Origin of the sequence: Myxococcus sp. AB025B (assembly GCF_006518215.1) — a bacterium.
GTDB classification, from domain to species: domain Bacteria; phylum Myxococcota; class Myxococcia; order Myxococcales; family Myxococcaceae; genus Myxococcus; species Myxococcus fulvus.
In genome coordinates, this window is record NZ_SRLW01000015.1 from 1 (window position 1) to 23,699 (window position 23,699).

Genomic DNA, 23,699 nt, shown 5'->3' on the forward strand with positions numbered 1-23,699 from the left:
CGTCCACGTCGGGGAACTCCTCGGCCTCCTCGCCAAAGGAGGACCATCTCGGTTTGGTTTCACCGAGGAGCTTCCCTCTTTTCCGCGCCTCCGTCCTTGCCGACTACACACTTATAGGGACACGACCAGTTCATGCAGAGCGCGACGGAGACGCTCCAGGCCGCCGCGACGACGAACCCCAAGCACGTCCAGTGGTTGCTGTCCCGCCGCTTCCCGGAGCTGTACGGCCGGCGCGACAACGTCGAGGCAAAGAGCCCCGAGGACCAGGCCGCCGACACTGCCGCCCTGCGCGAGTTGCTGATTGACCGGCTGGGGAAGTTCCTCCCCGACGAGCTGCCCGCCGCCGAGGCCGCTTCCCCTGTGCCTCCCGACGAGAAGGGGGGGCGAGTGATGCGCAGCCTTTTGACTGGGGCCTGGGGGAAGTTCGCCGAAGGGCTCGCGCCTCACGAGTCGCCCGCGTCGAGGATGGTCCTGACGGCCGGCTCCCGCGCGCAGCTCTCGAAGCTGTTCGGCGGGCTCGACGACAAGGAAGTCGAGCTGCTCGTCTACGACCTCGACTTCTGGGCGCGCCGCGAGCAGACCCCTCCGGACAAGTTCGCGACGTGCTTCGTGATGGCCGGGCGCGGCTTCGGGAAGACATGGTGCGGCGCGCGGTGGGTCATCAAAAAGGCGTGGCAGGCGAAGAGCGTCGGGGCGCTGATTGGCCCGACGGCGGCGGACGTGCGCGACACGATGATTCGCGGGGCGTCCGGCATCCTCGCCCTGTCGCCGCCCTGGTTCACCCCCAAGTACGAGCCCAGCAAGCGCCGGGTGACGTGGCCCAATGGCGTCTATGCCATCTGCTACTCGGCGGATAAGCCCGACCGGCTGCGCGGCCCGAATGCAGGCTGGGGCTGGGGCGACGAGCCGGCGAGCTGGAAGCATGACATGGCGGCGGTGGACCAGCTTCCCCTGGTGCTGCGCATCGGCTCGCGCGAGGACCCGCCGCAGCTCCTCCTGACGGGGACGCCGCGGCCACTGAAGAAGATTGAAGAGCTGCTCTTCGCGAACACGGAGACCCAGGAGCTGAAGCCGGGCGTCGTGCTGCACACGGGCTCGTCGCTGAGCAACGCCGCGAACCTGGCGCCCACTGCCGTGGCGAACATGCGCGCGCTGGCGGGGACGCGTTGGGGACAGCAAGAGGTGCTCGGGCGCCTGTTGCTCGACACGCCGGGGGCCATCTTCGGCTCGGCGAAGTGGCGGCGCGTCGACACGGACCCGCACGAGTACGCGCAGCAGTTGGACCGGCGCATCGTCAGCGTGGACCCGAGCCCCACCAGCGAGACGGGCTCCGACGAGACGGGAATCATCGTCGAAGGGGTCAAGTCGAGCGCGCTGTTCGGTGCCGATGGCATCCCGCTCAAGCGCGTGTCGGTGTTGGCGGACCTGTCGTGCCGGGCCAGTCCTCGAGAATGGGCGACGAAGTCCATCCGCGCCTATCTGGAGTGGGGCTGTGACGCGCTCGTGGTGGAGGTGAACACGGGCGGGGAGATGGTGGAGACGCTCATATCCACCGTCGCGGGCGAGATGGGCGTCAGCGTCAACGTGAAGCCCGTCCGGGCGACGAGCGCGAAGAGCAAGCGCGCTGAGCCCGTGTCCGCCCTGGCCGAAGCGGGCCGTGTCGAGTTCGTCGGCACCTTCCCGAAGCTCGAACAGCAGCTCAGCAAATTCACGGGCATCGCGGGCCGTCGCGACGACCGGGCCGATGCCTTCTGCTGGGGCGTCCACGACCTTGTGTTCTCCGAGCAGTTCTTCGCTGTCTGAGGTGATGGGTATGGGGTTGCTCGACAGGATGCGCGCCGCGCTGAGCGGTGGTGGGAAGCGCAAGGGAACGGGCCTCGAGCTCAGCCGATGGACGTCGGCCCCGCCGCGCCGCGAAGTGCCCGCGCTGCTCGCGGCCTACGCGGAGATGCCGTGGCTGGGGACCATCGTCGACACGGTGGGCGACGCCTTCGCGGATGTGACGTGGCGTGCCTTCGTGCGGCAGGACCCCGCGACGCGGAAGGCGCTCGTCGACGTGTCGCTGCGGCGGGCCTGTGGCGACGTCCGGCGGGAGCGGTTGAAGTCGCTCCTGGAGCTGGGAGGCGCGGTGGAACTGGCGGACCATCCGCTGTTGCGACTGCTCGCGGACCCCAACGACCTGATGACAGGGCGGGACTTCGCGAAGCTGTTCTGCCTCCACTACGACTTGGTGGGTGAGTTCTTCTGCGTGGTCGAGGAGCTTGCCGGCGTGCCCGTAGGGCTGTGGCCGGTGCCTCCCGACTGCGTGCTCGCGCTCCCCGACTTGAGCAAGCCGAAGTCAGAACGCACGTACACGGTGACGGCGGGTGGGCGCATGTTCTCACTGCCCGCCGCGAGCGTCGTCTACGTGAAGCGGCTGAACCCGGCGGACCCGCTCGGCCGCGGCATCGGCATCGCCTACGCGCTGGGTGACGAGGTCGACACGGACGAGCACGCCGCGAGGTTCACGAAGAATGCCTTCTTCAACAACATGTTGCCCGGCGCCGTCATCGCGATTGAGGGCTTCAACGAGGGACAGGCCGGGCCCGCGCGCGCCTTCAAGGAAAGCCTCGCGCGCGAGTACGGAGGGCCCGCCAATGCCGGCCGGGTGATGATTACGAGCGGCAAGACGACCTTCGCGCGCCTCGACACGCCCTTTCGCGACATGCAGCTCGTCGACCTGCGCCGCTTCCTGATGGACTACATCCGGATGGTGTACCGCGTGCCCCCGGAGATTGTGGGCGACGTGACGAGCAGCAACAAGGCGACGAGCTACGCCGCGCGCGAGCACCTCGCCGAGCAGGCCACGAAGCCGCGCGCGGAAGTCTTCCTGGCCGCCGTGCAGAAGTACCTGGCCCCGCGCTTCAACGACGACGTCCTGCTCTCCTACGACTCCCCCGTGCCGGCCGACCGCGAGCACCGCCTGCGGGTGATGGGGACGCTCCCGAGCGCCTTCACCTTCGACGAGTGGCGCACCGAAGCGGGCTTCAAGCCTCACGCCGAGCGCAAGGGCTTCGCCGAGCTGCTGCCGGGCCAGAAGCCCAATGAGCCGGGGCAGACACCGACGCCCGCCGAGGGCAGCTCAGCGGAAGCGAATGCCGAAGCCGTAAGCGAGCGCCGAGCCACTCCCAGAAGTCACACGCATTTACAGGGGGAATGACACGACCCATTACACGCTCCCTGAGCTTGAGCGCCGTCCGGAAGGACGCGGCGACGTTGAGCGCCGTCGAGTCCGTCGGCGGGCGGCGCGTCTACAAGTTCCGGGCGAGTGACGGCGACTTCGACCGCTACTCCGACAGGCTCAACGTGAAGGGCTGGCGCGTCGATGGCTACAACGCCAACGGCGTCGTCCTCTTCAACCACGACGACGGCGCCGAGGCCGCTTCGTCGGGTGCCGAGCCGCAGTTGCCCATCGGCAAGGGGCGCGTCTACGTCGAGGGTGACGCCCTCATGGTCGACGTCGAGTTCGACGACGAGGACGAGTTCGCGAAGCGGGTCGAGCGCAAGGTCTCCAAGGGCATCCTGAATGCCGTCTCCGTCCGCTACCTCATGCTCCCGGGCCAGTACCGGCAGAACGAGCGGGGCGGCTACGACTGCGACGCGCAAGAGCTGCTCGAAGTCTCCATCGTGACGATTCCGGGGAACGCGCGGGCAGTGCGTGCGAAGTCCTTCGAGGACGAGGGCGAAGACATCGTCGAGCGGATTGCCGAGCGCGTCGTTGAGCTGCTCGACGCACGCGCCGAAGCGAAGTCGACGGACGACGAGGACGAAGAGCCGGAAGCGGCCGACGAGCCCGAGCCCGAGACGAAAGAGGCTCCCTCTGACGCACCGAAGCCGGACGACGAGGAAGAGGACGAAGAGGACTTCAACGCCCCCGACGCCGCGAAGCGCTTCGTCGAGGCATTCAAGGGCTACATCCGAGGAGTGAAGCAATGACGCGCGAGCAGGTTGCGGAGATGGTGAAGGCACTGGGGCCCGAGGTGGCGCGCGAGCTGATGGACGCCGCCGCACGAAGCGCGCCCGGCCGAGTGGACTCGGGCAAGGGAGCACTTCCGGGAGGCGTCTATTCGAGCGTCGAGAACCTGGGCGCCTTCGCGAAGAGTGTCATCGCGGCGGGCCGCCGCACGGGGGCCGTCGAGCTGGTCGACGCCGCGAAGCGTTTCGGCAATGCCGACGTGCAGAAGGCCGTTCAGCTCAGCAAGTTCGACTCGGCGGGTGTGCTGGTGCCCATCCAGCAGAGCGGCGAGGTCATCGAGTTCCTTCGACCCGAGGCCGCGCTGCTCAAGCTGGGCGTGAGGACTCAGGCGTTCAAGGGCGAGCTGCACATGGGGCGGCAGACGGGCACCTCCGAGTTCCGGTGGGTGGGCGAAGGCGAGACGGTGCCGAAGAGCGCGCCCAAGTACGGCAAAGTGGTGCTCAAGGCGCACAAGGGCATGGTGCTGGCCGACATCAGCAACGACTTGCTGCGCACCCCGGGAGTCGGTGACGCGGGCGTGGGCGAGGACATCCGCGCGACGGTGGCGGACGGGCTCGACGACGCGGGCTTCAACGGCGATGGGACGGGCGCGGCGCCGAAGGGACTCTTCGCGCAGCTCGACGCCGCGCACACCTTCGCCTCGACGGGGGTCACCCCTGCGGCGTACCTGGCCGACATCGACAAGGCGGTGGAGCTGCCGCTGACCGCGCATGTCCGCATGGGCAACGCGGCCTGGGTGCTTCACCCGACGCGGGCGACGGCCCTGCTTCAGCTCCAGAACTCCGGCGTCTGGGTGTTCCGACAGGAGATGCTCGACCGAGGCACGATTCGGGGCTTCCCCTTCGTGATGACGACGCGCGTCCCGTCGACGCGAGTCACCTTCTCGGCCGACTGGCGTCAGTTCATCTACGGCATCGACGAGGACCTGATTCTGTCCGAGCACGACACGCGGGCCGAGTTCGACGAGACCACCGTTCGCGCCATCGTGAAGGGGGACTTCAAGGTCCGCCAGCCGAAGGCGTTCAGCTCCATCACCTACGGCACCTGAGAGGCCCCACCATGAACGCCAATTCCACCGACGCGGGCGTGCTCGTCGGCATTCGTCCCGGGACTGTGCCCGCCGCCGTTGGCGCGGGGACTCGCAACAGCGCCGCCGTCGACCGCATGGGCTTCGACTCATGCGTGCTGACGGCTTCGTCGGGCGCCGCCACGGGTGCTCCGTCGACCCTGTCACTCGCCGCGAAGCTCCAGGACAGCGCGGATGGCCAGAGTGGGTGGACGGACCTGCCCGGTGCCGCCGTCGAGCCTCTCACCACCTCCAGCGCCGTGGCCCGGGTCAACGTTCGGTTGCCCACTGCGCGCCGCTACCTGCGCGTCGTCGAGACGGTGGCTCTCACGGGCGGCACGTCCCCGACGCTCGGCGCGTCCAGCCTGATTGTCCTGTGCGGACCCGACGAGATTCCGGCCGTCTGACAATGGGCATCATCCGACGTGAGAACGGCTGTCGGGGAGTGCGGCCTGCAACTCGTCTACGAGTCCACCCTGACGAGGAGCATGCTCGCCGACTGAGGCTGCCCGTCCTTAGGGGGCGCAGAAAGGTCCCGCGATGACTCAGCCCCTGTGCCCAAGAAGGCACAGGGGCCGGGTCTTCATCGACTCAGCAGTCGCGCCAGCAGAAACGCTCACACGGGGCACCCGGCTCACAGTCCGAGCAGCAGACGTTGGTCTCTCTCTTCTGGTTCTCCGTGGTTGTGGACGCGACGGACGCAGTAGCTCCCAATGCAAAACCTACCAAGGCCATCATCACGAGCTTCTTCATGTGCCGCCCTCCGTTTTGCTTCGTTTACGGGGCGCCATGGGCTAGCGCCCGGGGTGATTTTTGAAAGTCTTTCCGCAGTATGTCAATTCCTCCGGCCCTCGGCGTGTCCAGCCTGATTGTCCTGTGCGGCCCCGACGAGATTCCGGCCGTCTAGCGCCACGAGACGAAGCCGGGGCTCCTCACCCCTCCAGGCCCCGGCTTCGTCGCTCCTAGGCCCTCCTGAGCCCCTTCCATGGCCCGTCCGACAGACCTCTGCCTTGCCGCCACCGTGGCCGCCGACCTGGGCGTAGGCGTTGACCCACACGTTGAGCGCTGCATCAGTGCCGCGAGCGGGGCCATCGCCGCCCTGTGTGGCCGGGCCTTCGAGCGGGCCACGGTGACGGAGTACCCCGCCAGCTACGCGCGCCCCTATGTCCTGCTCGCCCGCCCGCCGCTCGTCGAGGTCATCAGCGTCCGGGAGGGGGGCGACCTGCTCGACCCTGGGGCCTACACCATCGCCGGGGACCTCGCGGCCGGGGGGCTCCTTTACCGGCTCTCTGGAGTGTGGCCCGAGACGGCGCATGTCGGCGGGCTCGTCACGCTGACCGTCGAGAGCCGCCAGGGCCATCCGGGGGCGCTGGCGGTGACGTACACGGGCGGCTTTGTGACTCCTGGCCAGGTGGCCGGCGACGCGTCCCTGGGCCCCGTCACCTTGCCGGCCGAAGTCGAGGAAGCCGCCATCCTCGAAGCCTGCGCGCTCTACCGGGGCCGGGGGCGCGACGCCGACGTGTCCGCCGAGAGCCTCGGGGATTGGTCCGTGAGCTACCGGGAGCGAGGGGCAGGCCAGCGCCTTACGAGCCCTCGCGCCGAGCTGCTCGTCGCGCCGCACGTCCTGTGGAGGGCGAGCTGATGGGCGGCCCCGAGACTCACTTCCGACAGCTCGTCCGCTACGCCGAAGTCACGGGCCGCGACGCCTGGGGGGCTCCGCTCCTGGGGCCCGCCCATGAGGCTCCCGCGCGCATCCAGCCGAGCCGCAAGTTGATTCGCGACGCCAACGGCGCCGAGTTCGTCGCGTCCTTCGTCGTCTACACCGCCGCGCCGCTCACCTTGCGTCACCGGCTGTGGTTCAAGGGAGACGACACCAGCGACTTCAACCACGCCCGCCGCCCTGCCGCTGTTGACGAGCACGTGGACGGTGGGGGTGTGGTGCGCTACCGGAAGGTCTGGCTCTGATGGCTCGCGACACCGCCGCCGACGTCGCGACTCTCCTCGCTGCGGCTGAGCTGGGCTTGAGCGTCGGCACCAACCTCTTCCTCGGCCCGACGCTGGAGGCAGACGACGCGACGGTGCCGGACGTGTCGTGCTTCGTGCTCCAGACGGGAGGCGACGCGCCGCAGGGCTACCTCGGCGGGCGCAAAGTGTACCGGACTGTCACCTGTCAGGTTCGCGTGCGCTCGGACCGCGAGAGCTTCCGGGCGGGACAGTCCCTTGCTCTCGCGGCCCTCCACGTGCTGCACCTCGCGAATGCCGCGCCCTACGTGCTGATGGAAGTCGACGAGGGCAGCCCCAGCTACATCGGCACGGATGGCAGCGACCGCCACTGGTGGACCTTCACCGTGGACGCGTCCTTCGTTGATTCGGGCGCCTGAGCCACTCCCGGAAGTCACACGCATTTACAGGGGGCAATGGCACTCAAAGTCGCGCTGGACTTCAGACTCCTCGACAAGCTGCGCAAGGTCGAGCGGCCCGTGCTGGACGACTTGGCTCCGCTGGCCCACGCGCACGCGTCCACGGTGCTCCAGGCGAGCCGGGCCCTCGTCCCCGTCGGTAAGCGGGACACGGATGGCAAGCCGCCGCTGAGCACTTCGGGGTTCGTCGATGGCCCGGAGGTGAACCGCGAGAAGTCGAGCGTTAGCGCGACGGCCGGCTACGCGCACGACGCGGCCGGCGCCATTCACGAAGGCTTCCACTGGGGCGAGCAGCGCTTCGCCGAGCCCGTCCACTTCCTGCGCAAGCCCGCGAGGAAGGGCCGCGCGAAGTTCCGCAAGGCAGTAGCGGCCCAGATTCGTTCAACCCTCTCGCGGCTCTTCCCGAGCCGATAGGCACCCGCATGTCCACCCCTGTTGCTGCCCACCTCGATAGCGTGTCGGTGCGCTCGGACACGAATGCCGCGCTGCCCGCTGACCGCGTGGATGGACTCACCGACGCGTCGCTGAGCGAGACGGGCGACTTCACCGAGACGAACTACCTCGGAGGCTCGGGCTACAAGTCCCGCGTCCAGACGCTGAAGGACACGAGCGCGGACCTCTCCGGCCACTTCATGGAGGGCGACGCCCCGCAGTCCGTCCTGCGCGACGCACGCGACACGGGGGGCACCGTCTACGTGACGTTCGTCTTCGACCCGAGCGCCGCCGCTGGCAGCAAGGGCAAGCGCATCCCCATGGTGGTCAACAGCTACGACGAGAAGATGACGCCCGGTGGGGTTGTCGAGTTCTCGTGCAAGCTGTTGGGCAACGGCGCCCCGGTGGCCGTCTGATGTCGGTCATCCCCGCGCACGTCGGCTCCCTGTCCATCGCGGGCGAGCCGGAAGAGTTCCTCAATGCCGACGCCGCCCTCGTGGCGAGTGGCGTGTTCCGAATTGTCGCCCCTGCCTTTCGTCGGCTCGACCCTGGGGCTCCTGTGCTCGTCGAGACCTCGCCCGACGGTGACGAATGGGAGGATGCCGAGGCTGTCGTCGACGCGCTCTTCGGCTTCATCCACCTCGCCAACGCTCCGGGGCCTTCAACGCGCGTGCGTGTCTCGGGGGCCTCGCTCCCGGTCTACCCGGTGGCGCTGGTGCGCTCCATCTCCCTGTCGGTGACGAACGACGTCGTCGAGTTGCAAGTCATGGGAGATGGGTACAAGCGGCGCGCGGTGTCACTGCGGGACTTCTCCGGTGAGCTGGTGGGCCTGACGGCGCTCGACGTGCGCTTCGAGGATGGCGCTCCGCTGCTCGTCGAGGTGAGCAAGGGCGCTGGCTCCGAAGTCTTCCGCGCCTGGGTGAAGGTGCCCGAGCTGTCGCACAAGCTGACGCCTGGGGCCCTCTACGAGCGCACGGTGAAGTTCATCGGCCACGCCTTCCCCACGGGGAACGGCGGCGCCATCGCCTGGGGCTACGGCATCCCCTGAACCACTGCCGGAAGGGAAAGCACATGTCGAACAAGCACAAGCTGCTCGCGAAGAACCGTCGCGTCGTGAAGTCGGTGGAGGTCGACGGCGTGAAGGTCGACATCATCAAACCGACGATGGGCGATCGGCTGCGGCTGATTGAGCAGGCCCGCGCGGCCGGAGAGATGACGGAGAAGAACGAGCCGACGGGCGACAGGGCCGGCGCACGAATGCTGGCGCGAATCGCCGTGTGCGTGATTCACGACTCGGAGACGGGGCGCCCCATGTTCTCCGTCAACGACGTCGACGAACTGCTCGACGAGTCGTGGCTGGAGGACTTCGCGACCGACCTCACGGACGTGTTCAACGTCACCGAAGAGAAGATGCGGGGAAAATAGACGGCGACCCCGAGGCGAGTCTGCTCTACGGGGTCGCGTCTCTTCTAAAGGTGCCGCCCGACACAGTGCGGGCGATGGCTTACGAAGACGTCGTCGGGCTGGTGGCCTACGCCCGCAAAGAGGCCGAGGAGTTGGAGCGCCGCTCTTCCTCGCCAACCGCCTCGGGCACGTCTCCACAAGGACAGCAGTCGGTTCGACGCTTGCGTCGGAGGTGATTCGTCATGGCGGGTGGTGGTCTCAAAGTCGGGGACGTCTATGTCGTCGTGACGGCCGCCGTCGGCGAGTTCTCCAAGTCCATGCGGAAGATTGTCTCCGACGTGGCCGCCACCGCCGGGAAGGTCGAGCAGCTCGGCAACAAGATTGGGGAGATTGGCGCGATTGTGAGCGCGGGCCTGTACGGGGCGCTCGCCGCTGCGGCTGCCTTCGACGCTTCGGTGACGGAGCGGATGGACCGAATCGCGCTCGTCTTCCAGAACGTCGGCGCGGAGATTGGCGACGCGATTCTCCCTCACCTGGAGCGGCTCTCCGACGCGTTGGAGCTGGCCCTTGGGTGGTTCCAACGGTTGGACCCGGCCGTGAAGTCCTCCATGGGGAGCTTCCTCTTCTGGGGCACGGCGGCGGGGCTCGCAGGCGGGGCCGTGGGCAAGGTGGCGGGCGCGGTGAAGCAGATGGCCGAGAGCTTCCTGGCCTTTGTCGTGCCCGCGTTGGATGGAGCCGGGAAGTCAGTGGTGCGCTTCTCGTCGTTCCTTCGCGCCGAGACGCCCGTCGTCGAAGGCAACCTGAAGAAGGTCGTGAAGGGGGCCGAGCAGGTCGACGAGGGCTTCGCGAAGGCGTTCCGCAACGCTGCCGCTCGCATCCTGACCGTGGGCGCGCCACTCGCCGCGGTTGCGCTGGCGGTGACGGGCGTCGTCATGCTCGCGGGCACGCTCTACAAGGCATGTGTTAATGCGCACGCTATTTGATGGTTCCACGGCGTTCCACGGACCGGCTCGTTGATGGGCACCTTCAGCAAGCGTGCGGAACCACTGGAGTCCATCACGAGCGTGCGCGACCGGGTGTCACCGCCGATGATGGGCGCGTCTCCAGGCGATTCCCCTTGGGGAATCGACGGTTGCAGCCTGAGCCGGAGCACGAGGCGGCTCAAGGCTGCCCGGAGGGCACCGCCGCCAGGCGGCCGTAGGGCCTTGAACCGACTCGGGATTCCGGCCTCCATCAGCCAGTCGGCTCACTCGCCCATCAACAAGCGCGCTCGGTAACACATGGCACGACAGCAGCACGGGGATGCGTGACGCCTTCGTCGCCATGTGGCGGGCGGTGACGGACGTTGCGTCGCGCGTCGCGAGGTTCTTCGAGGAAGTCTTCACAGGACTGTCGGCTGTCGTCGGCATGTGGGCCCGGCGTCAGCTCGACACCTTCGCCTTCGTGGTGCGCAACCTGGCTCGACTGGCGGCGCCTCTCGCGCGTGCGTTGAGTCTCGACGGTGTCGCGGGCGCACTGGAGGGGCTGAAGGACTTGACGGGCGACGCCGTGCTCGGCGGGCTGAAGGGGCTCGTCGACAGCACCGTCGGCACGCTTCGCGATGGGATGGTGTCCGTCTGGGAGGGCGTGTCCTACGGGGCGAGCTACGCCTTTGACGGCGTGGAGATGATGGGAGGAGATGCCGCTGCATTTCTTCGCGAGAAGTTCGCTGGTGTCTTCGACCTCAGCGGCAAGGGCAAGCTGCGCACGCCCACGGAGTCACCCGAGATTGAAGTCGGGAGTGTGGAGGTCGGGAAGTTCGACGCGAAGAAGTTCCTCGCGAGCGTCGGGAACACCGCGTCCATCATCGCCGAGGTGGCGCGGCGCAAAGCGAAGGAACTCGCCGACGCGCTCGCGAAGGCGGCCGACGAAGCGAAGCGGGCCCTGACGAGCCGCTTCACCCAGGCATTCGGGCGCGTCTACGAGCTGGTCGACCGCTTCCAGCAGGGCATGTCGGCCGGTGGTGTCTGGGGCGGACTGATTGCCGTCGTCGCCGAGCTGCTCTCCCAGGCATCGACGTTCGGCAGCCTCCTCCAAATGGTGACGAACTTCATCCAGTACGTGGCCGACACGATTGGGCGCGTGCTGGCCCCCGTCCTGCCGCTGCTGGCGTCCGTGTTCAACATGGTGACGCCGCTGCTGGATGCGCTGGTGCCGGTGCTGGAGATGTTCTCGAAGCCCATCGAGGCGATTACGCCCATCTTCGAAGTGCTCGGCATGCTCTTCGAGGGGCTCGCTCCCATCGTGACGGTGTTCGGCCAGATTCTCGTCGCGCTGCTTCAGCCGCTAACCCTGCTCAGCGGCCCCATTATGAAGGGACTCTTCGCCGTCATCCGCGTGGTGGCGATGGGCATCCTCTACGTCGTGAAGGGAATTGGGACGGTCTGGAACGCCATCATCGGGTTCATCGCGAGCGTGTTCAAAACGCTCGGCAAGATCCCCTTCGTCGGTGGTGCCTTCAAGAAGATGGCGCGGGGATTGGAGAGCATGAAGGTGCCGATGGACCAGGTCGACGGTGCCTTGGATGCGCTGAAGGACTCCAGCTATGACGCCGCCGCTGCGAATGCCGCCGCTGGTGTTGCCGCCTGGGAGAACGCCGCAGCGACCAACCGCGCGACGGAGGCCCTCACCAACGTCCCGACGGGCTTCAAGGTCGCGCTCGCGCGCTTCAACGCGCAGGACCCGATAGGAGGGGCACCGCTGGCCCCTGGTGCGTCGCCCGTGACGCCGAGCCCCGTCGTTCCGGTGAGCGGCGGAAACGTCAGTGTCGGGCAGATTGTCGTGCAGGGCGTCGACGACCCGGAAGCGACGGCACGGCACGTCTACATCGAAATGAAGCGCGAGGCCCACCGACGCCGCGGCAACGGTGAGTGGCTGAGCGGGAGGTACTGAGATGACCTTCCTGTCGCTGAACGGAATCCCCGTGCCCGTCGTGGAGGGCCGGCGTAGGCAGGTGAGCATCGGCACGGACTCGCGCGCCTTCAGTGGGGCCTATCGCCTGGGGCGGCGTGCTGTTCGTCAGGAGTGGGAGTTCAAGACGCCCCCCTTGCCGCGCGACGAGGTGCTCGCCCTACGTGGGCTGATTGCTGGAGACGGGCACGCGGTGTCTTTCGACGGTGACGCTTTCACCAGTCGCGGGCTCAATCAGGCGAGCGCCACGGGGCTGGTGTTCCAGGGCGCGCGCTTCGGCGGTGGGTTGAACCTGGCTGTCGGTGCGTCGGCCTCGTGGTCCATGCAGCTCGGGGCGCGCTGGACGGCGTTGCACTACGTCTTCAGCAGCTCGGCGGGCGCGTGGCTCCACGTCATCAACCGGAGCGACGGCAAGAGGTGGACCCAGGGCGTGCCCTCGTCGAATGCCGGGGGCCTGTCGGTCGTCTCCGGCGCGCTCGCGGTGACGGGCGCCACCAACGCGGTGAGCTTCGACGACGTGGTGGGGCTGCCCTTCGAGGTGCCCGACGCGTGGGTGCCTCACCTCGTCGCGTGGCACGCCGCGCGCCCCTGGAGCGCTCTTCCGTTCCTCGTAGCGAGCGGGAGCTTCCTGGCCACCGAAGTGAAGGTGCTCGGGGAGGTGCGCGACGGCGAGTTCGTCGAGTTCAGTCACAACGGGACGCGCGTCGTCGGCGAGCGACTCGAATTCACTCTGCGGGAGGTCTAGTCAGCATGCGCGGCGTGTCGTCTCAGGGGCTCGCGGTCCTCACGAATCCGGCGGGGCATGCGTCCCACGTCAGGGTGAAGGTCCGCAACGGGGCAGGTGCGTGGGTGGACTTGAGTCAGCTCGAAGGGCGCGACTTCCTCGACGCCGTGGAGGTCGACGAGGACGTTGACCAGCCCGTCTCGGCCGCGACAGTGACGCTTAAGCGGCAGGTGGACCTCTTCAGCCTGTCGCCGCTCCGGGCCGACTCGAAGATGAACGCCAGCAACGCGCCGCTCATCCGGCCAGGTCGCGAGTTCATCGTCGAAGCGGCGGTGTCGCCCGTCGGCATGGCTCCGAGCGCGAGCGAGTGGCGCATGCTGTTCCATGGCCACATCGACGAGGTGGACTTCGGGAGCGATCCGCTCGTCTTCCGTGGGAGGGACCTCGGGGGCCGGCTCCAGGACACGTTCATTGAGATTGAACGGCCCTACGGGGACGACGCGGCCGGTGTCGCGTTGGAAGTCGCGATGCAGAGCATCCTCGCCGACAACGGGACAGGTGTACTGCTGCACACGCCCGTCTCCCCCGGCTGGAAGATTCGGAAGTACGCCCAGAAGAAGGCGAGCGTCCTGGACGCGCTCCGCGACTTGGCCCAACAGATTGGCTGGGAGGTGCGTTACCGCTGGCGAGAGGTGAGCGGAAGCTTCGTCCTGATGCTCAGCGAGCCCCAGCGCGTGAGTCCTATGCTCGCGTGGACCTTCGGCCCCAGCGACTACCGCGACGTCTCGAAGCTCGACATCAACGTGGCGCAGGTGCGGAACAGGGTCGAAGTCATCTACTCGGACACGGGAGACCTGGACGTTACGGGGCAGCCGAAGCGGAAGAGCGTCGTCGTCGAGGACGCCGCGAGTCAGGAAGCCTATCGCGTGCGCTTCATCCAGCTTGCCGAGGACGCGTCGAGCAACATCGACCGTGAACTCGAAGCGCGGAAGATGGCGGAAGCGGCCCTGTCCGACTTGAAGGAGCCGCTCGCGGACCAGGAGATTGAAGCCGACTTCTTCCTGCCGGTGGAACTGGGGGACCTCTACCGGTTCCGCGCGAACGGCGTGCATTACTCCGATGACCAGAACCTGGCTGTGACGGGCTTCCGGCATGCCTTCACGGCGGAAGGCGACGCGCGGACCACGCTCACCACGCGGGGCAAGCCTGCCTTCGGTGTCTCTGTTTGGCTGGAGATGGACGCGCGCCCCGGGCTGAGTGAGCCGGCTCACACGCTCCCGCCGCTGGACCCGCTCAACGTGACGGTGTCGCCCGTGGTCAACGGCTTCACCGTCTCGCTCAAGCCGGCCCTGAGTGGCCCTGCCGTGGCGTCGTACGAGCTGCACGTCTCGACGACGAGCGGCTTCGCACCCAGCAGCTCCACGTTGCGCGGCACCTTCGACACGACGGCCTTCGGAGTGGCGGACCTGATGCCGGGGACGGCCTACTTCGTGCGCGTCGTTCCCCGGGACAGGTTCGGCAACCGCGGCAACGCGTCACCTCAGTTTGAGGTCGCTCCGAAGAAGCTCGAAGGTGCGTCGCTGAGCGACTCCGCCGTCGGCTACCAGCACCTCCTGCACCCGCCGACCGACAACCTCATCCCCAACGGGTACAACGACGCGGGCCTGCGCGCGGTGGGCAAGCTCCCCGAGGGCGACAAGCTCGTCGAGGACCCGGTCAACGCGCGCTCGGGGCGGTGGGTGCGCCGCGTGGAGCTGGCGAGCGCCGGGGCCTGGGTGGGGTTGAACTGGACGGGCGGCTACGGCTCCTCAGCTCCTGGTGGCCGGCTCAAGTGCTCGCCCGGGGACCAGTTCTTCGCGGAGGTCTACGTCAAGGCGTCGTCGGCCACCGTGGGCGGCATGGGCACGCTCTATCTGCTCTGGGAGGACGCGAGCGGCGCCTACTCGGGGCAGACGTCGGCCGTGGAACTGGGGACGGCGGGGACGGCCTATCGACGCGTGTCGCTGACGGGGACGTGTCCGGCTGGATGCACGGGGCTTCAGCTCTTCTGGGAGACGGAAGTCATGCCGGCCGACGTGGGCAAGCGGCTCTACTTCGACGCCGTCTCGCTCCGGAAGATGGTCACCTTCGACCTGTTGGCCGCGAACACGTTGAAGACCTCGAACTACGCGGAGGACGGCAGCGGCATTCCCACGGCGGGCGCGAAGCTCGACAACGTGGGGACGACACTGAAGGTCGCCTCGAACAACGTCCAGGTGGGGCGCTACTACCTGAGCGACGGGTTCTTCCGCTCCGTGCAGGCCCTCGCGGACACGGGGAGCCGCGTCTACTACCGGGGCAACAACGACGGCGTGCCGAACATCGAGCGCCTCAACATCCAGGTGGTGGAGGGCAGCGCGATTGTCGGGGCCAGTGGCGGCGCCTCGAACTTCACCTGGGCTCACTACCGGGCCTCCATTCAGCCCCAGTCCCAGGGCGACAACCTGGACGCGCTGCGCTTCATGGAGGTGGGCTTCTATTGGGCGTATGGGGACAACAACGTCCCTCAGTGGCTCTACGGCACCTCCGTCCCCTTGCCGGACCGGAAGTATCAGAACGGAGTGCAGGACGACGACGCCAGTAACGCGGTGAGCGCGGGGTTCTCGTTCATGTACGGCGACCGACTCAATCGCCTGCGCGACTCGCTCTCGAACAAGCTGCTCTACCTGAAGGTCCGCATCCACAACGCGAGCGGCTTCAGTGCGGAGCGGTGGTTCTTTCCTCCGTACGCCTACAACACGAACATGGCTCGCAGTGCGACGGGCCCGGCCTCGACGCCTTCAAGCGGCGGTGACGACGGGGGAGGCGACCATGGAACGTGTGTGGCGCCCTGGGAACTGGTGATGCTTAGCAACGGTGCGGAGCTGCCCGCTGGGATGCTGCGGCCCGGCATGCGGGTGCTCACCATGCACGAGCACGAGAAGGACGGGGGCGTGTTCGAAGTCACCCACGTCAGCCGCCACAAGGCGCCGCGCTCCAGGCTGTACATGGAGGACGGCCGCGTGCTCGTGGTGACGCCCGACCATCGGTGGCGTACGGTGGAGCGTGGCTGGACTCGCACGGATGCACTGAACCCAGGCGAGATGATTGAAGGCTTCGCGCCGGGCCGTGTGGCGAAAGACGAGCCTACGGCTGCCGGCGACGTGATGCAGATTTCGGTGCGCTTCGCTAAGACCTACATAGTGAACGGACTACTCGCGCACAACCTCAAGCCCCGCGAGTAGATGTGTGCTTCCATTTAAGTCAAGAACCGGGGGCCTGTGGATTTCTGCTGAATTCAAGTCTCTGTACTCCGAAGTTCAACGTCTCCCCGTGGATGCGGAAGACGAATCGCTTGAGGGGATGTTCATTGCTGGCAAACCAATGCAGGATTTTACCTGCCTTGGTCTCGGTCCCAGGCGTGAGTTGCTGACCTTCCTCTGTTTCCTCATGGTACGCCAGTAAAGCTCCACAAATCAGATCGGGGAGGGAGAGCAGATCGCCAAAGTTGAAATGGGGATCGTGGTCAAATCGTTGCGAAACCCCCATTAGCCGTCTTGGTTCCTTCATATAAATCTCGGAGATGCGACCATATATGCTTGTGATCTGCGACTCCTTGTCGCCCACCGTGATGCTGTCTCTGTCGGTGTGCCATAGTGTTCTTTGGTAGCTATGAGTGAGCCCAGCTAAAAGCAAGGCTTGGAAATGCAAGACTCGGAACATCTTTTCTGCAATGCGATCTTTCCATCCTGAGTATCCCATGCTCTCTAAGTGTCGACCGGGAAGGCCGTCATCTCTTCCGAACAGCCATCTGACATTCCTATGTATGAGGAATGTGACGGACAAGCCGTTTAGCGAGTTGCTGGCATCAAGGAAGTCAGGGAGTACGGACATTCTGATCTTGTCTTTCGGTAGGGACTTATACTGCATTGTTGAGCCATCTCTCCATCGGAGTAGACGGAGTTGCTGTCTCGTCTTTGTCCAGTTTTCGTTAGCCATGTCATCGGTAATCAGAAAGCCCAAGGCTTGGTAGATGGACTTGCCGTCCTCGCCTGAGTAGTCAGACATGCAGAAGACGTTGCTGGATCTGGAGAAGTCGGGCAGTAGGCTTGGTGTGGTGTGTTTAATTAGTCCGAGTTGCTCGTTTAGGACATGCATGATCCGTGGGAGTTCTTTGGGGATTTCGGCGAAGGTCATTGCGTCGCGAATGGTGGAGTCTTTGGGATTCATGGAGCTTTGGGTTGATTAGAGGCGGCGATGCGTTCTTGCTGATGTTTAACCTGCGGCGGCCGGTTACGTGATGTAGATTGCCGTTCGCTTTGTGAAAGCCTGCGTCGTGAACGGGTTGCTCACCCACTACTTCAAGCTCTGGGAGTAATTGCGTCCATATTGGCTATGATAGTGCTTCCGCATTCAGAATGAGCGCGGTAACAACGGCGCTGTTGAGTTTCAGCAGGTCAAATTGATACCAGTTGGCTCGAAGCGGCTTGGTGCTGAGGAAGTCCATCTCAAGTGTGAGCCATGTGCCGAGTTGGCTTTCTGGAGGGGAGGGGAGGAATACTTTCTTGGAGAAGCTTGAGACTGCGGTATTGGTCTCTATGCTGGTGATTGATAGCGAGATTTGTGGGGAGTATTGATCCGGAGCCTCAAGTAGGCGAATTGCGACCCTAATGAGTCTAGTGCCTTCCGGAAGGTAGATGGGGATGTCCTGAAGTTGCGTTATGTGCTCCTTGTCCGTGAAGTTTAATGGGTGTGTGGCCATATGGGAGAAGACATGGTGTTGCGTTGTCTTCTTGGAGAATTTCGATATTAGCTCGTCGAGCCGGGCGATGAAGTCACGAGCAGTCGAACTCTGCATGTCTCTTTCGCGGGTTGCAACATGCCCAGCGATGAATTGATGAACTTCCGATATGAAAGGGCTGTTGGGGAAGCGTACTCGTAGGTCAAACTCTGGCTCGTCAATCTGTGACGCGGGCGGATTTTGGCCAGGACCTGCGATCAGCGCATAAATGACTTTGGCGAGCAGGAAGAGGTCTACGGTAGGTGGGTACTCTTCGAGGCGACGTGAGACAACCCAGTCAGGGCGCCAGTCCTTGGTCATTGGGACGCCGTGCTCGGTGTGTCGAGTTCTGCCTGATTCGAAAGCTATTCCGAAGTCGCCAAGAACCCATCGCCCATCGTCGGCGACAAAGATGTTTTCTGGCTTGATGTCGCGGTGGATCAGTTTGTTTGCATGGACAACAGCGAGAGCCTCAGTAAGTTCGCGTGCGCGTTTGAGAACTTCAAGTGGATTTCCCTTGTAGTGCTCCGCATTTCGCGTGAGGTCTCCCTTCTGGAAATATTCCATTACATACCAGTTTGGTTCGTCGCTTTGGTCGGCAGTGTAAATCTGGACGAGGTTTGGGTGCTTGCAGCCTGAGAGCGCTTTGATTTCGCGCTTCATGCGTCCGCCCGCATGTTTCGAGGATTTGAATACTCCGATGTCGGGCGAGGGACTTCGTGTTGTGGTGATGAGTCTGTGTAGAACTGTTGCTCCAATCTTGTGAAAGTCTCCCGGTGATTGGGCCATGTGCGGGCCGCCCTGAAGTAGCAATAATGGGATGAGCGCGTCGAACTTGATGCTAAGTACTGCTTTCCCACCTCCCCCTTCCCCTAGAATCACGTCAGTTAAATACCATCCTTGCTTCTGGAGGTCTGCTCGGTGCCGCACGATGTCCTGGTCTGGTTGGTCATTGGCCATGACTTCTTTTACTTTGGACTGCGTAGGGTTGCCCAGAAGGTCTTCGAACGTTGGCGACCCCATGCCGTGGAAAGGCGAGGTTTTGCTGTGATGTTCTGGTTTCCTTGATTTGCTTCGGCCCTCTATTGTCGTGATCGTTGCTCTGCGCCACTTCCAGAAGTCACACGCATTTACCAGGGGCCCCCCTAGTCCCTGGTGACGTCGTGACCGCAGAAGAGACCCAGTCCATACAGCTCGTAGTCGGCTCCCTGCTCGGAACGGCAGGCGTCGGTGTCCTCACCTGGGCTGCGAAGTCCCTCGTTGGGGAGATTCGCTCGCTCGTCGAGAAGGTCGCCCGCCAGGACGAGCGCATCAACGCCCTTGCGGTAGAACTGGGCGCCCTGCGGCGGTGGCGCGACGAGTTCGCCGTCGGTCTCCCCGTCCAGGTCCGGCAGACCGTCGAGCTTGAGCTTCTGCGCAGGCCCCAGGCCGCGTCGGGGGATTCCCGATGACCCGGGCCAACTTCAAGCGGGTCGAGCTTGACCGCGTCTACCTGCCACTCGTGTCGGTCGCCCTTCAGCTCGTGGCGCGCTGCGAGGCCCGGGGCGTGAGCTACGTCGCGACCTACGGCTTCCGCAGCCTCGAAGAGCAGGCCGAACTGCGGCGCCTCTTCCTCGCGGGCAAGGGCGGCAAGGCGTCTGCGGCGGGCCTGTCCGCGCACAACTACGGCCTCGCCTTCGACTTCGTTTGTGACAGCGACGCGCGGCCGGGAGTCCAACCCGACTGGCGCCTGCCGGCGTACCGCGTGCTCGGCGAGGAAGCGACGAAGGCGGGACTCGTCTGGGGCGGCAGGTTCGGCGACGCGCCCCATGTCCAGTGGCCGGGCTACGTGAGCGCGCTTCAGCTCACGCCGCTTCGGACGCTGGTGGAGAGCAGCTCGGTCTCCGCTGTGTGGGCTCGGCTCGACGAAGAGCGCAAGTCGCCGCAGTGGCGTGCCGCAAACCCGAAGCTCGCGGCCGAACTGACTCGGCTGGGCTTCTAACTCGGAGGAAACATGGTTGACGTGGGTATGGTCGGTCCGAACCCCGAGCAGTTCGAGGTGTTCGCTCAGATGCTTCTCGACGCGGTGACGAGCCAGAACTACGCGCTCGTCGCTTCCCTGGTGGTGGTGCTGCTCGTCTACCTCCTGCGACGGTTCGGCGGGTTGGTCGTCCCGTTCTTCAACACGGACCGGGGCGGCGCGCTGCTGGTGCTGGGCGTCTCGCTCGCGGGGGCCGTGGCGAACGCGCTCGCCGCTGGGGCGCCGTTCTCCCTGTCCCTGATGCTGACCGCCGTGAAGGTGGCCCTGACGGCGGCGGGTGGCTTCACGCTCATCAAGCGGCTTCTCTTCGGGGATGCCGCGATTGAGAGTGCGGAGCACGCGGGCGAGATTGCAGCCGGCCAGGTCGCGGGCAAGGCCGCGGCGATTGCCGTGCTTGAGCAGCTCAACAAGCGGGGCGACAAGTGAAGCTCGGCGCGCTCGTGCTGGTGGTGCTCGTCGCGACTCCTGCGGCGGGCTCCGAGGTCATCGGCGTGGAGCGTGCTCAGCTCTTTCCTGATGGGGGCGCGGCAGCCGTCGAGGTGGAGGGCGGCTGCTGGTTGTCCGAGAGTCGCTGTGTGCGGACCGCCGCCGAGATTGAGCGACTCCGGGCCGAGAACGAATCGCTACGCGCACAGGCCGGGGACGTGTCCTTCACCGTTGCCGCCGTGGCCCTGGTGCTCGGGCTCGGGGTCGGGGTCGCCGTTGCGAAGCTCGCGGACTGAGAGTGGGCGACTGCGGCATCGGCGCGGTTGGTCTGGGACCTCGCAACGCCGTGAACTGCGTACTCACCGCAGCCGCCCGACACGGGATTTAGGCACGGGGCCCCGGTGGCAGCAATGAGGGGAGGGGGCCAGGTCGTCTTTGGCTCGCACCGTGTGCTCGGTTTCGTGGCTCATCGGACCAAGTCCCGTTTCCGAACCGGTCTACTCAGGACGTCGACCCGAAGGCGGACCTGCTGTTGGTCGTGCCTCCAGGGCTGTTCGGGTGCCGTTGGCCAGTGGCATCTCTAGGCTCCAAGGTGTGCCGACAACCACATGAAGAGGCGCTTCGTCTGTAGGAAAGAGACCGACTGCGCGCACGTCCGCGGTGGTAGTCTCCCCATTTGGGAGGTCACGCACCGTTGCTCCAACCTTTCAGATTGGCGCTCTCTCTCGTGCTCGTGTCGGGGGTTGCTGCTGCGGCTGAGCCAATTCCCAAGGGGCGAGTCCGGCGGGAGCGCTCCGTGACCGTCGCTCGCACTCCCTCCGAGACTCCTCCCGTTATTCGGGTCGCGGGGGATACCTCAACGGTGATCCTCTTCTCTGCTCCCATCCAGAAGAGTTCCCTGACCTTCGACGAGACACGGCTCCGTGTTCTGGACGTGGGGGAGCGGTCCGTCATCGTCCAGCCCCTTGCCGACCTCCGGGGCGATGAGCGGCAGGAGATGGGCGTCTTCTTCGCCGATGGTAGCTCACCAGCACGGGCCGCTTTCGTCCTCGTGACCGACCCAGCGGAAGTGGACTCGCGCATCGATGCGCAGCGGCCCGAGTCGTTGAACTCTCCCTGTCATCCGGACACGCCCATGCCAGCACCGAGGCCGGAAGACTTCGTGTTGCTTGGCTTCGTGGACGACAGCGGCGTTACTGCTTCGAAGGTCAAGGACGTTGCCGACGAGGCTCAGGGGCTCTCCTCTAGTTTGACCTTCTCCTACAAGGGTAAGGGCTGGGCCCTGGTTGATGTGACCATCAGGAACGAGGCAGGTCGACCGGAATGGACACCGCGAGAGGCTACGTTCGTTGGTCGTGTAGGAATGCCTCTGCGTGCACGCCTTGTATCAGCAATGAAAGGTGCTGTTCTTCCTGGCGAGGACAGAAGAGTTCTTGCGGTCATTGAGCTGCCCGAGCCGAAAGCGAACCTCGTGTTTACCGTTGAGGTTCGGGGCGATGGCGGCCGGCACCTCGTGATTCCGAACGTGCGCTTTCCCAAGTCGGGTGCGGGGGAAGCCCGATGACTCCTCTCGAAACGCTTATCGATGGATGGCAGGTTTCAAGGGAGCTTGGAAGTGGAGGGTTTGCATTCGTCTTCCTGGGCGAGAAGAACGGCAAGAGTGCGGCGCTCAAGGTTGCCCGGCATCGCGAGGCCAGTGGTGATTCCAAGCAAACCCATGCCCGGACATTGAGGGAGTTGACGGCGTTGCTGATGCTGGAGCACCGCAACGTTGTCCGTCCTCAAGGGTATGGCTACACGTTGACTGGCAACGTCTACCTTGCGCTCGACTACGTGGACGGCTGGACGCTCGCGGAGTGGGCTGAGCGCAAGCATCCAACATTTCGCGAGATCATTCGTGTCTTCGAGAAGGTCGTCGGCGCCCTGTCGTACATGCACGGCCGGGGCGTCCTGCATCGGGACTTGAAGCTGTCCAACGTCCTTGTCCGGAAGAGCGACGGCGAGCCCGTCATCATCGACTTCAGTTGCGCGACCTACACACTCGCCGAAGAGCTGACGGACGGTGGGCTTCCCCCAGGCACCGACCGCTACCGTGCGCCTGAGCAGTTCAAGTTCCTGCAAGAGCACAAGGACGAGCATCGGGCCCGCTATGCCTTTCAGGTCGCCGATGAAATCTTCGCGGTCGGAGTCATGCTGCACGAACTGCTGACCGACCCTCGCCCGATGGAGCTTCACGCGCGCTTCGACCTGAACGACCCTCGCTATGCGCCCCCGGCTCCTCGGCTGGTGAATGCGCGTATCCCCGAGGCGCTGAGCGAACTCGTCGAGGGCATTCTGTCGAGGTGCCCGTCGCGGCGTCCGGTTGATACCGAATCGCTTCGGCGAGAACTGGCGGAACTCCGCGACGACCCGGTTCCTGGCTACGACGTTCCGGCACATGCGCCCTCGGAGCAGCGTCAGCTCGCTCTTGCCGTGCATGAGGGAACTGCCGATTCGTTGCCTCCGGAGTACACCCCCCGCAAGTGGCAAGGCGGCCTTACTGCTAGCTCTCGCAGGGCTGGGAGGTGGGGCGTCGCGATAGTCGGTGCCGTGGCTCTCGTCGTGGGCGTTGCCTTGTGGCGTTATCCGGCCGCGAAGCGCGAACCCCCAATGGGGCTGGGCGTTGCTTCGGTGCCTCGTGCTCCCACCGCTCCAGATTCTTCGCCGCCCAGGATGGGCCCCCCTGCTATGTCACTCTCGGCCCCCTTTTCTTTGGATACCCCGGGGCTGGCTCTTGTCGCTGCACAGAAGGAAGGTTCAACCGTGATGACCCCGCCGGCCGAGTCGCCAACCCAGGGCCGCGCAGCCCGCATGTCGAAGAAGTTCGTTGCTGCCGCTGAGTGCGCGTCGTCGTCACTCGTCGCGGCGCTGGCGGCGGGTTGCCCTGGTGCCCAGATACGGCCTGAGTCGTTCACCTGTCCTGCTGGTGCCGAACAGGCGATGCTGGAGAGCCTTCGCTGGACCTACGGTGATCGATTCTCGCTGGTCCTCGATGACCGGCACGGAGTTGACGACAAGGTCTGGTTTACCGCAGGAGGGGACGTCGTGGGCGTCGTCCCGAAGGGCACCAACGACGAGCGGCAGCGGGAAGTCGCGCCCGTCGGAACGCGCTTCTATGGGAAGGCTTACTACCTGTCCGACAAGATGGGGCGTGCGGATGGACCCGCGCTCGTCGTTCGCTATGACCGGGTGAAGTTGCCTGGGCAGGATGAGCAACCCATCTGCTTCGTCGTGGAGGGAACCGTGTTGGCCTACAAGGATGGGCGGGTGAAAGCGCGGAACTGGAATGGCGGCATCGTCGTGGCCCGATGGCCTTGAGTCTGCGTGCAGGACGTAACAGGTAGGTGGTCGATTTCGCCAGAGTCGTCGACGAACGGCATCAGACCTACCAGGGCCTTCCTTAGAT

Annotated in this window: 24 protein-coding genes; 22 read left to right on the top strand and 2 right to left on the bottom strand. The window is 65.4% G+C overall.

Annotated elements, in window-relative coordinates:
- Window positions 1-132: 132 nt before the first annotated feature.
- The 16 genes from FL311_RS04095 to FL311_RS04170 all read left to right on the top strand — a co-directional run bounded on the left by FL311_RS04095 (window position 133) and on the right by FL311_RS04170 (window position 16,273).
- Window positions 133-1,803 carry a terminase family protein gene (locus FL311_RS04095; RefSeq protein WP_228556660.1) on the top strand — a complete coding sequence of 557 codons (1,671 nt, stop codon included), beginning with the start codon at window positions 133-135 and terminating at the stop codon, window positions 1,801-1,803.
- A gap of 10 nt (window positions 1,804-1,813) precedes the next feature.
- Entirely contained in the window at window positions 1,814-3,199 is a 1,386-nt protein-coding gene (locus FL311_RS04100) for a phage portal protein (RefSeq protein ID WP_228556661.1), read from the top strand.
- A complete protein-coding gene (locus tag FL311_RS04105) occupies window positions 3,196-3,975 on the top strand; it encodes an HK97 family phage prohead protease (protein ID WP_141323586.1) in 780 nt (259 codons plus the stop codon). The genes FL311_RS04100 and FL311_RS04105 overlap by 4 nt, the downstream gene beginning before the upstream one ends.
- Window positions 3,972-5,063, top strand: coding sequence for a phage major capsid protein (locus FL311_RS04110; protein ID WP_141323587.1), 1,092 nt, complete (start codon window positions 3,972-3,974; stop codon window positions 5,061-5,063). The genes FL311_RS04105 and FL311_RS04110 overlap by 4 nt, the downstream gene beginning before the upstream one ends.
- Window positions 5,064-5,074: 11 nt before the next feature.
- Window positions 5,075-5,488 (top strand): hypothetical protein, encoded by a 414-nt coding sequence (locus tag FL311_RS04115; RefSeq protein WP_141323589.1) that lies wholly within the window; start codon window positions 5,075-5,077, stop codon window positions 5,486-5,488.
- A 578-nt stretch (window positions 5,489-6,066) separates the two neighbouring features.
- Window positions 6,067-6,723 (top strand): hypothetical protein, encoded by a 657-nt coding sequence (locus FL311_RS04120; RefSeq protein WP_141323591.1) that lies wholly within the window; start codon window positions 6,067-6,069, stop codon window positions 6,721-6,723.
- Window positions 6,723-7,046, top strand: a complete 324-nt coding sequence (locus FL311_RS04125; protein WP_141323592.1) for a hypothetical protein — start codon at window positions 6,723-6,725, stop codon at window positions 7,044-7,046. Before FL311_RS04120 ends, FL311_RS04125 begins: the two co-directional genes overlap by 1 nt.
- A 56-nt stretch (window positions 7,047-7,102) precedes the next feature.
- Window positions 7,103-7,462: a minor capsid protein gene (locus FL311_RS04130; RefSeq protein WP_228556663.1), complete on the top strand. Its 360-nt coding sequence runs from the start codon at window positions 7,103-7,105 to the stop codon at window positions 7,460-7,462.
- Window positions 7,463-7,498: 36 nt separating this feature from the next.
- Window positions 7,499-7,915: a hypothetical protein gene (locus FL311_RS04135; protein WP_141323596.1), complete on the top strand. Its 417-nt coding sequence runs from the start codon at window positions 7,499-7,501 to the stop codon at window positions 7,913-7,915.
- An 8-nt stretch (window positions 7,916-7,923) separates the two neighbouring features.
- Window positions 7,924-8,349 (top strand): phage tail tube protein, encoded by a 426-nt coding sequence (locus FL311_RS04140; protein ID WP_141323598.1) that lies wholly within the window; start codon window positions 7,924-7,926, stop codon window positions 8,347-8,349.
- Window positions 8,349-8,981: a hypothetical protein gene (locus FL311_RS04145; protein ID WP_141323600.1), complete on the top strand. Its 633-nt coding sequence runs from the start codon at window positions 8,349-8,351 to the stop codon at window positions 8,979-8,981. Before FL311_RS04140 ends, FL311_RS04145 begins: the two co-directional genes overlap by 1 nt.
- Before the next feature lie 23 nt (window positions 8,982-9,004).
- A complete protein-coding gene (locus FL311_RS04150) occupies window positions 9,005-9,358 on the top strand; it encodes a phage tail protein (protein ID WP_141323602.1) in 354 nt (117 codons plus the stop codon).
- A 221-nt stretch (window positions 9,359-9,579) separates the two neighbouring features.
- The gene (locus tag FL311_RS04155; RefSeq protein ID WP_228556664.1) at window positions 9,580-10,320 is read left to right on the top strand and encodes a hypothetical protein; all 741 of its coding nucleotides are present in this window, start codon (window positions 9,580-9,582) and stop codon (window positions 10,318-10,320) included.
- A 319-nt stretch (window positions 10,321-10,639) separates the two neighbouring features.
- Window positions 10,640-12,268: a hypothetical protein gene (locus tag FL311_RS04160; RefSeq protein ID WP_228556665.1), complete on the top strand. Its 1,629-nt coding sequence runs from the start codon at window positions 10,640-10,642 to the stop codon at window positions 12,266-12,268.
- A gap of 1 nt (window position 12,269) precedes the next feature.
- On the top strand, window positions 12,270-13,031 hold the full coding sequence (locus FL311_RS04165) for a hypothetical protein (protein WP_141323604.1): 762 nt from the start codon (window positions 12,270-12,272) through the stop codon (window positions 13,029-13,031).
- A gap of 5 nt (window positions 13,032-13,036) precedes the next feature.
- Window positions 13,037-16,273, top strand: coding sequence for a hypothetical protein (locus FL311_RS04170; RefSeq protein WP_141323606.1), 3,237 nt, complete (start codon window positions 13,037-13,039; stop codon window positions 16,271-16,273).
- Window positions 16,274-16,292: 19 nt separating this feature from the next.
- Here the strand turns inward: FL311_RS04170 and FL311_RS04175 are convergent, their stop codons facing one another.
- Together FL311_RS04175 and FL311_RS04180 are read right to left on the bottom strand one after the other, a co-directional pair.
- Complete coding sequence (locus FL311_RS04175) at window positions 16,293-17,258, bottom strand: hypothetical protein (RefSeq protein WP_141323608.1); 966 nt, start codon at window positions 17,256-17,258, stop codon at window positions 16,293-16,295.
- Between the two features lie 163 nt (window positions 17,259-17,421).
- Window positions 17,422-18,768: a protein kinase gene (locus tag FL311_RS04180; RefSeq protein WP_194869047.1), complete on the bottom strand. Its 1,347-nt coding sequence runs from the start codon at window positions 18,766-18,768 to the stop codon at window positions 17,422-17,424.
- Window positions 18,769-18,971: 203 nt separating this feature from the next.
- Between FL311_RS04180 and FL311_RS04185 the strand changes: the two genes are divergently transcribed.
- From FL311_RS04185 to FL311_RS04210, 6 genes are all read left to right on the top strand, one after another.
- Window positions 18,972-19,259, top strand: coding sequence for a hypothetical protein (locus FL311_RS04185; protein WP_228556666.1), 288 nt, complete (start codon window positions 18,972-18,974; stop codon window positions 19,257-19,259).
- Window positions 19,256-19,789 carry a M15 family metallopeptidase gene (locus FL311_RS04190; protein ID WP_141323611.1) on the top strand — a complete coding sequence of 178 codons (534 nt, stop codon included), beginning with the start codon at window positions 19,256-19,258 and terminating at the stop codon, window positions 19,787-19,789. Before FL311_RS04185 ends, FL311_RS04190 begins: the two co-directional genes overlap by 4 nt.
- 12 nt (window positions 19,790-19,801) lie before the next feature.
- Entirely contained in the window at window positions 19,802-20,254 is a 453-nt protein-coding gene (locus FL311_RS04195) for a hypothetical protein (protein ID WP_141323613.1), read from the top strand.
- Window positions 20,251-20,550 (top strand): hypothetical protein, encoded by a 300-nt coding sequence (locus tag FL311_RS04200; RefSeq protein ID WP_141323615.1) that lies wholly within the window; start codon window positions 20,251-20,253, stop codon window positions 20,548-20,550. Before FL311_RS04195 ends, FL311_RS04200 begins: the two co-directional genes overlap by 4 nt.
- A 398-nt stretch (window positions 20,551-20,948) precedes the next feature.
- On the top strand, window positions 20,949-21,818 hold the full coding sequence (locus FL311_RS04205) for a DUF2381 family protein (RefSeq protein ID WP_141323617.1): 870 nt from the start codon (window positions 20,949-20,951) through the stop codon (window positions 21,816-21,818).
- Window positions 21,815-23,611 carry a serine/threonine-protein kinase gene (locus tag FL311_RS04210; protein WP_141323619.1) on the top strand — a complete coding sequence of 599 codons (1,797 nt, stop codon included), beginning with the start codon at window positions 21,815-21,817 and terminating at the stop codon, window positions 23,609-23,611. Before FL311_RS04205 ends, FL311_RS04210 begins: the two co-directional genes overlap by 4 nt.
- Window positions 23,612-23,699: the final 88 nt, after the last annotated feature.

Coding starts and splice junctions, on each gene's coding strand:
- FL311_RS04190 (WP_141323611.1), top strand. CDS start 19,256: ATGACCCGGGCCAACTTCAAGCGGGTCGAGCTTGACCGCGTCTACCTG.
- FL311_RS04195 (WP_141323613.1), top strand. CDS start 19,802: ATGGTTGACGTGGGTATGGTCGGTCCGAACCCCGAGCAGTTCGAGGTG.
- FL311_RS04170 (WP_141323606.1), top strand. CDS start 13,037: ATGCGCGGCGTGTCGTCTCAGGGGCTCGCGGTCCTCACGAATCCGGCG.
- FL311_RS04100 (WP_228556661.1), top strand. CDS start 1,814: ATGGGGTTGCTCGACAGGATGCGCGCCGCGCTGAGCGGTGGTGGGAAG.
- FL311_RS04140 (WP_141323598.1), top strand. CDS start 7,924: ATGTCCACCCCTGTTGCTGCCCACCTCGATAGCGTGTCGGTGCGCTCG.
- FL311_RS04165 (WP_141323604.1), top strand. CDS start 12,270: ATGACCTTCCTGTCGCTGAACGGAATCCCCGTGCCCGTCGTGGAGGGC.
- FL311_RS04155 (WP_228556664.1), top strand. CDS start 9,580: ATGGCGGGTGGTGGTCTCAAAGTCGGGGACGTCTATGTCGTCGTGACG.
- FL311_RS04120 (WP_141323591.1), top strand. CDS start 6,067: ATGGCCCGTCCGACAGACCTCTGCCTTGCCGCCACCGTGGCCGCCGAC.
- FL311_RS04180 (WP_194869047.1), bottom strand. CDS start 18,768: ATGGCCAATGACCAACCAGACCAGGACATCGTGCGGCACCGAGCAGAC.
- FL311_RS04115 (WP_141323589.1), top strand. CDS start 5,075: ATGAACGCCAATTCCACCGACGCGGGCGTGCTCGTCGGCATTCGTCCC.
- FL311_RS04145 (WP_141323600.1), top strand. CDS start 8,349: ATGTCGGTCATCCCCGCGCACGTCGGCTCCCTGTCCATCGCGGGCGAG.
- FL311_RS04160 (WP_228556665.1), top strand. CDS start 10,640: ATGCGTGACGCCTTCGTCGCCATGTGGCGGGCGGTGACGGACGTTGCG.
- FL311_RS04095 (WP_228556660.1), top strand. CDS start 133: ATGCAGAGCGCGACGGAGACGCTCCAGGCCGCCGCGACGACGAACCCC.
- FL311_RS04110 (WP_141323587.1), top strand. CDS start 3,972: ATGACGCGCGAGCAGGTTGCGGAGATGGTGAAGGCACTGGGGCCCGAG.
- FL311_RS04135 (WP_141323596.1), top strand. CDS start 7,499: ATGGCACTCAAAGTCGCGCTGGACTTCAGACTCCTCGACAAGCTGCGC.
- FL311_RS04210 (WP_141323619.1), top strand. CDS start 21,815: ATGACTCCTCTCGAAACGCTTATCGATGGATGGCAGGTTTCAAGGGAG.
- FL311_RS04175 (WP_141323608.1), bottom strand. CDS start 17,258: ATGAATCCCAAAGACTCCACCATTCGCGACGCAATGACCTTCGCCGAA.
- FL311_RS04150 (WP_141323602.1), top strand. CDS start 9,005: ATGTCGAACAAGCACAAGCTGCTCGCGAAGAACCGTCGCGTCGTGAAG.
- FL311_RS04105 (WP_141323586.1), top strand. CDS start 3,196: ATGACACGACCCATTACACGCTCCCTGAGCTTGAGCGCCGTCCGGAAG.
- FL311_RS04125 (WP_141323592.1), top strand. CDS start 6,723: ATGGGCGGCCCCGAGACTCACTTCCGACAGCTCGTCCGCTACGCCGAA.